The sequence below is a fragment of the Cupriavidus sp. SK-4 genome (genome assembly GCF_000611125.1).
Taxonomy (GTDB): domain Bacteria; phylum Pseudomonadota; class Gammaproteobacteria; order Burkholderiales; family Burkholderiaceae; genus Cupriavidus; species Cupriavidus necator.
This window is the reverse complement of the sequence record NZ_JFJW01000066.1, coordinates 44,792-51,062: the sequence shown is the minus strand read 5'-3', so window position 1 is coordinate 51,062 and position 6,271 is coordinate 44,792. Positions and strand designations below refer to the sequence as shown.

Genomic DNA, 6,271 nt, shown 5'->3' with positions numbered 1-6,271 from the left:
TAGGTGCAATGCGGCTGGCAGGCGCCAGCCGCCCCTGCTACCGCCTCAACACCTTCGCATCCCCCTGCATCCCCGCGTCGCGCACATCCTGCGGCACCGACGGCCAGCCGCCGCCGAGCGACTTGTACAACGCCGCGGTGCCGGTCAGCACGTCCACCTGCCCCTGCACCGCCGACAGCTGCGCGGCGAACAGCTTCTCCTGCGCCGTGGTTACCTCCAGGTAGCTCGAATAGCCGCCCTCGTAGCGCGCGCTCGACTGGTCGGCATAGACCACCAGGCTCTTCTCCTGCTGGCGCAGGCTCACCAGGCGGTTGCGCGTCTCGATGCCGTTGGACAGTGCACTGTTGACGTCGGCCAGGGCCGCCAGCACGGTGCCCTGGTAGGCCAGCATGGCCTGTTCGCGCTGCGCCGAGGCGGTCTGCACCTGGCCGCGGATGGCACCGCCCTGGAAGATCGGCTGGGTCAGGCCGGCACCGATGCCCCACACCTGCGAGGCGCTGTGCCACAACCCGGCCGGCGAACTGGCAATGGCGCCGAACAGCCCACTCAGGTTGACGGCCGGCAGGTACAACGCCTGCGCGGCGCCCAGCTGCGCGTTGGCGGCGATGGCGGACTGCTCGGCCTGCAGCACGTCCGGCCGGCGCGACAGCAGCGCGGCTGGCAGGTCCGCACCCACCAGCGGCGGCTGCAGTTCATTGACCGGCTTGCCGCGCTCGATCGGCCCGGGCTCGCGGCCCAGCAGCACCGACAGCGCGTTCTCGGTCTGCGCGATGCCGCTGCGCAGCACCGGGATCGTCGCCTCGGTCACGTAGAAATCGTTCTCGGCCTGCGACAGCTCAACCTGCGAGATGACCCCGCCCTCATAGCGCTGGCGGAAGATATCCAGCCCAGCCCCGCGCGCCTTCAGCGTCTGCTGCGCGATCTCCAGCTGCGCGTCCAGCCCGCGCAGCGTGGCGTAGCCCTGCACCACCGATGCCGCCAGTGACAGCACCACGCCACGGCGCGCGTACTCGGCGTTCCACAGGCTGGCCTCGGCGGATTCCGCCTGGCGCCGGATGCGGCCCCACAGGTCGATCTCCCAGCTGGCATTGGCGAGCAGCTGGTAGGAATTGCGCGGGCCATCGAGCGACGCGAACGGCGTGCCGTTGAAGGTGCCGGCGCGCTGGCGCGTGGCCGCCGCCGACAGGTTCACCTGCGGGAAGAATCCCGAGCGCACCACCATCAGCTGGCCGCGGAACTCATCGATGCGGGCCGCGGCGATGCGCACGTCGTAGCTGTTGCGCAGCGCCGTCTCGACCAGCGTGTTCAGCACCGGGTCGCCGAAGCTGTCCCACCAGGCGCTGTCCGCGGCCACGGACAGCACCCCGGTATCGATACGGTACTGGGCCGGCTCGGGCGTGGCCGGGCGCTCATAGTTGGGGCCGATGGCACAGCCGCCCAGCGCCGCGGCCAGGCAGGCGCCGGCCAGCCGGTGGCGTGCGCTCATGACGGTTCTCCGGCCGGTGGCGTGGTGGGTGCAGTGCCGGCCTTGGACTTCGGCTTGCGCTCGGACATCACCTCCAGCCCCCAGAAGAACATCGGGATGAAGAACAGCGCAATCACCGTGGCGCCGAGCATCCCGCCGATCACGCCGGTGCCCAGCGACTGTCGGCTGGCCGCCGACGCGCCGCTTGCGATCGCCAGCGGCACGCAGCCGAGGATAAAGGCGAGCGAGGTCATGATGATCGGGCGCAGGCGCAGCTTGGCCGCATGCAAGGCGGCATCGTAGGCACTGAGGCCTTCCTTGTGCCGGATTTCCACCGCGAACTCGAAGATCAGGATGGCATTCTTCGCCGCCAACGCAATCAGCACCGTCAGCCCGATCTGGAAGTAGACGTCGTTCTGCATGCCTCGCAACAGGATCGCAACCAGTGCACCGAACAGCGCGAATGGTACCGCCAGCAGCACACCGATCGGCAGCGACCATTTTTCGTACTGCGCCGCGAGGATCAGGAACACCATCAGCAAGGCAAAGGCAAAGACCATCGCTGCCGTCGATCCGGCGGTCTTCTCCTCGTACGCCTGGCCGCTCCAGGCAAAACTGTAGCCCTGGCCAAGCACTTCGCGCGCCACGTCCTCCATGGCCGCAAGCGCCTGGCCAGAGCTGTAGCCCGGCGCGGCATCGCCCAGGATCTTGGCGGCCGGGAAATTGTTGAAGCGGGTCACGATATCGGCGCCTGGGACATACCGGGATGTCGTCACCGCCTTGATCGGCACCATTTCGCCGTTGCGGTTGCGCACGTAGACCTTGTCGAGATCCTCCGGACGCGAGCGGTAGTCGGCCTCGGCCTGCAGGATCACCTGGAACAGCCGGCTGTTCTTCGGGAACTGGCTGACGAAGAGCGAACCGAACATGGTCTGCAGCGCGGAATAGACCTGCTCGACGGGCACGCCCTGGGTTTCGGAGCGTTCGCGATCCACCTCCACCAGCAACTGGCGCGAGCGCGTGTTGATGGTGGAATTGATCCCGGTCAGCTCTGGCCGCTGCCTCGCCTTGGCGATAAAGGCATGCACCCGCTCCTCCAGTTGCTGGTAGGTGCCGTCCGCCGTGCTCTGGAGCCAGAACTCAAAACCACCGGTGGTTCCCAGGCCCGGGATCGAGGGCGGGTTGATCGGAATGGTCACACCGTCCTGGTAGCCCGCAAACTCCTTCTTCGCCTTGGCGATCAGGTCCGCCGCGCTCTCGCCTTCCTTGCGGTCATGGAAACCCTTCAGCGTGATGAACAAGGTGGAAGCATTGGCCTTGTTCTGCGAATCGATCAGGCTGTACCCGTCCACGGACGCCACCGAGCTGACGCCGGGCTGCTTGGCGTACCAGGCCTCGGCACGGGAGGAGAGGTTGCCGGTGCGGTCCAGGCTGGCGGCATCCGGCATCACCACGGCACCGAACAGATAGCCCTGGTCCTCCACCGGCAGGAACGACGACGGTATCCGCACGAACATCAACACGCTCACCCCGATCATGACAAGGATGATGACGATGGAAATCACCGTCCGCCTGATCACGAGCTGCAGCGATTTGTCGTACCCCTGGATCAGGCGATCGAACGAATTGTTGAACCACTGGAAGAACCGGTTCTTCTTGTGCTCGCCGGGCTTGAGCAGGATTGCCGCAAGCGCCGGCGACAGGGTCAGCGCCACCACCCCGGACAGCACCACCGACACCGCGATGGTGACGGCAAACTGCTTGTAGAGCTGGCCGGTAATGCCTGACAGGAACGCCACCGGGATGAAGACCGCCAGCAGCACCAGCACGATCGCAACCACGGGGCCGCTCACCTCGTCCATGGCACGCTTGGCCGCCTCCTTTGGTGGCAGCTTGAACTCCACCATGTTGCGCTCGACGTTCTCGATCACCACGATCGCGTCGTCAACCACAATGCCGATGGCCAGCACCATCCCGAACAAGGTCAGCATGTTGACCGAGAAGCCGAACATGCTCATGCCGACGAAGGCGCCGATGATCGACACCGGCACGGCAAGGATCGGCACGATGGTTGCGCGCAGGCTCTGCAGGAACAGGTAGACGACCAGGATCACGAGGATCACCGCATCGCGCAGCGTGTGCACCACCTCGTTGATCGATTCGTTCACAAACTCGGTGGTGTCGAGCGCGACCTCATATTCCAGCCCCGGCGGGAACGACTTCTTCAGTTCCGCCAGCGTGCCGCGCACCTGCTTGGCCACGTCCAGCGCATTGGCGCCCGGCTGCTGGTAGACCGCCAGCAGCGTGGCGGTCTTGCCCTTGTAGCGGCTGCGCAGCGAATAGTCCTTGACGCCGAGCTCGGCCCTGCCGATGTCCTTGAGCCGCACCAGCGCGGCGTCGCCCGACTGCGCGCGCAGGATCATGTTCTCGAACTCGGCGGGCTCGGTCATCTGGCCCTTGGTCGCAATCGGGAACGTCTGCAGGACGGGATCCGTGGTCGGCGACTGTCCGATACGGCCGGCGGAGAACTGCTGGTTCTGCGCGCTGACAGCGTTCTTGACGTCTTCCGTGGTGATGCCCAGCGACGCCATCCGGTCCGGCCGCAGCCAGAGCCGCATGGCGTAGTCCGGATTGCCGAAGATGGCCGACTGGTTGGCGCCGGGAATGCGCTTGAGCGCATCCAGCACATAGATGTTGGCGTAGTTGCCGACAAAGGTCTGGTCGTAGCTGTTGTCCGGCGAAAAGATGGCAATCACCATCATGAACGCGGACGAGCGCTTCTGCACGGAAACGCCCTGGGCCGTGACCGCTTCAGGCAGGGTCGGCAGCGCCAGGTTGACCCGGTTCTGCACATCCACCTGCGCCAGTTGCGGATCGGTCCCGATCTCGAAATACGCCGTCAGGGTCAGGTCACCCGTCGAGGAACTCGTCGAGTTCATGTACATCATCCGGTCCGCGCCGTTGACCTGCTGCTCGATCGGCGCCGCGACGTTCTGCGCAACCACTTCCGCGCTGGCTCCCGGGTATCGAGTCGTCACCGTGATCGACGGCGGCGTGACGTCCGGGAACTGGGCAATCGGCAGTTTGGTCAGCGCGACCAGGCCGCCCACCACGATGATGATGGACAGGACCGACGCAAAGATGGGTCGGTCGATAAAGAAGTGGGCAAGCTTCATGGCTTGCTCCCTGCGCTCTCCGTGCCCTTGGCCTGGGCGGGCGATGACGCGCCTGGCGCACCTGGCGCGCTGGCCGCCGCCGCACCTGCCGGGGCCTTCTGTCCGGGAACAGCCTCGACGGCCTTGACCGGCGCGTCGGGCGTCAGCCGCAGGCCGCCGCTGACGACCACGCGCTCGCCGGCCTTCAGGCCCGAGCGGATCACCCAGTTATCGCCGGTCCACTGGCCCACGTCGACCACGCGCTGCTGGGCCTTGTTGTCCGCGCCGACCACCCACACCATCTGCCCGCGCGGGCCCTGGATGACGGCTTCCTGCGGCACCGCCACGGCCTTGGTGCGCTCGGCGCCATGCAGCTTCACGCGCACGAACTGGCCGGGGCGCAGGGTGCCGTCAGGGTTGGCAACCTCGGCGCGGATCATGTAGGTGCCGGTCTCGGCGCTGAACGAGGCATCGGCAAAGGTGATCTTGCCGTGATGCGGGAACTGGCTGCCATCGGCCATCACGATCACCACGTCAAAGGCGCCCTTGGGCGGGAACTTGAGCGCGCCGGACTCCTGCTCCGAGCGTGACGACAGCACCTCGTTCTCGGACAGGCTGAAATTGACCCACATCGGGTCGAGCTTGGCCACGTAGGTCAGCAGGCTGTTGGACGGATCGATATAGCTGCCGGCCTGCTTCTTGGCAAAGCTCGACACGCCGGCGACCGGTGACTTGATCGTGGTATAGCCCAGGTTCAGCCTGGCATTGGTGACACTGGCCCGAGCCCCCTCGACCGCGGCCGCGGCGGCCTGCTGCTTGCCAACGGCGTCGTCCAGGTCGCGCTGGCTCAGCGCGTTGCGCTCGGCCAGCGGGCGCACCCGCGCCAGGTCGGCATTGGCGGTCTTGAGCCGCGCCACCTGCTGCGCCATTTCGGCATTGGCCGCATCCAGTGCCGCGGCGAACGGCTTGGGATCCATCAGGAACATGGTCTCGCCGGCCTTGACCACCGCGCCCTCGGTATAGACGCGCCGGTCCAGGAAGCCATTGACGCGCGCGCGAATCTCTACCTGCTGCGAGCTCTGGGTCTGGCCGACGAAGTCGTAGACGATCGGCACATCGCGCAGCGCCACCGTCATCGTGCCGACCTCGGCCGCGGGCGGTGCGCTGGGCGCCGGTTTGTCCTTGCCGCAGGCGGCCAGCGTCATCGCGCAGGCCAGCCAGAGCGCGCCGCGCCAATGGAAAGCAGTGTTCACGGATCCCTCTCCCGCCATGGTTATGCACGCGATTGCCGCGCGCGCACGCCGGCGACCTTCCGTCGCGCCGGACCGGTGGCCGCACTCGCCTCTTTACCGGCAGGGTAAGGCTCGGCCCTGCAGGCGCCAATTCAATTCTTTTGTAAGCGTCTTTACTGCTTTCGACTTGCTTTCACCCGCACCCGCGCAGGCTGCCAGGGCCCTGGCTCAGCGGCGGAATCCGCCATGGAAGCCGCCCCCGCGGAAACCACCGGCACGGCCGCCAAAGCCGCCACCGCCGCGCCCCTGCCACTGCTGGGCCGTGCCCTGGAAGCGCTGCTGGCCAACCTCGCGCGCCTGGCGCTGCTGCTCCAGGCGTGCGGTGGCGTCGTTGCCGGACTGCACCGGCTGCCAGCCGC

General features: G+C 66.9%; 3 protein-coding genes and 1 pseudogene. All 4 read right to left on the bottom strand.

Annotated features, from left to right (window positions below; genetic code table 11):
• Positions 1–37: 37 nt before the first annotated feature.
• On the bottom strand, positions 38–1,486 hold the full coding sequence (locus CF68_RS13960; protein WP_035819707.1) for an efflux transporter outer membrane subunit: 1,449 nt from the start codon (positions 1,484–1,486) through the stop codon (positions 38–40).
• Positions 1,483–4,641, bottom strand: coding sequence for an efflux RND transporter permease subunit (locus tag CF68_RS13955; RefSeq protein WP_035819705.1), 3,159 nt, complete (start codon positions 4,639–4,641; stop codon positions 1,483–1,485). The genes CF68_RS13960 and CF68_RS13955 overlap by 4 nt, the downstream gene beginning before the upstream one ends.
• A complete protein-coding gene (locus CF68_RS13950) occupies positions 4,638–5,873 on the bottom strand; it encodes an efflux RND transporter periplasmic adaptor subunit (RefSeq protein ID WP_035819703.1) in 1,236 nt (411 codons plus the stop codon). Before CF68_RS13950 ends, CF68_RS13955 begins: the two co-directional genes overlap by 4 nt.
• A gap of 207 nt (positions 5,874–6,080) precedes the next feature.
• A pseudogene (locus CF68_RS38320) lies at positions 6,081–6,271 on the bottom strand (hypothetical protein); the annotation flags it as partial.

Excerpts from the sequence above, each read along its gene's own strand:
- CF68_RS13955 (WP_035819705.1), bottom strand. The coding sequence starts at position 4,641 with ATGAAGCTTGCCCACTTCTTTATCGACCGACCCATCTTTGCGTCGGTC.
- CF68_RS13960 (WP_035819707.1), bottom strand. The coding sequence starts at position 1,486 with ATGAGCGCACGCCACCGGCTGGCCGGCGCCTGCCTGGCCGCGGCGCTG.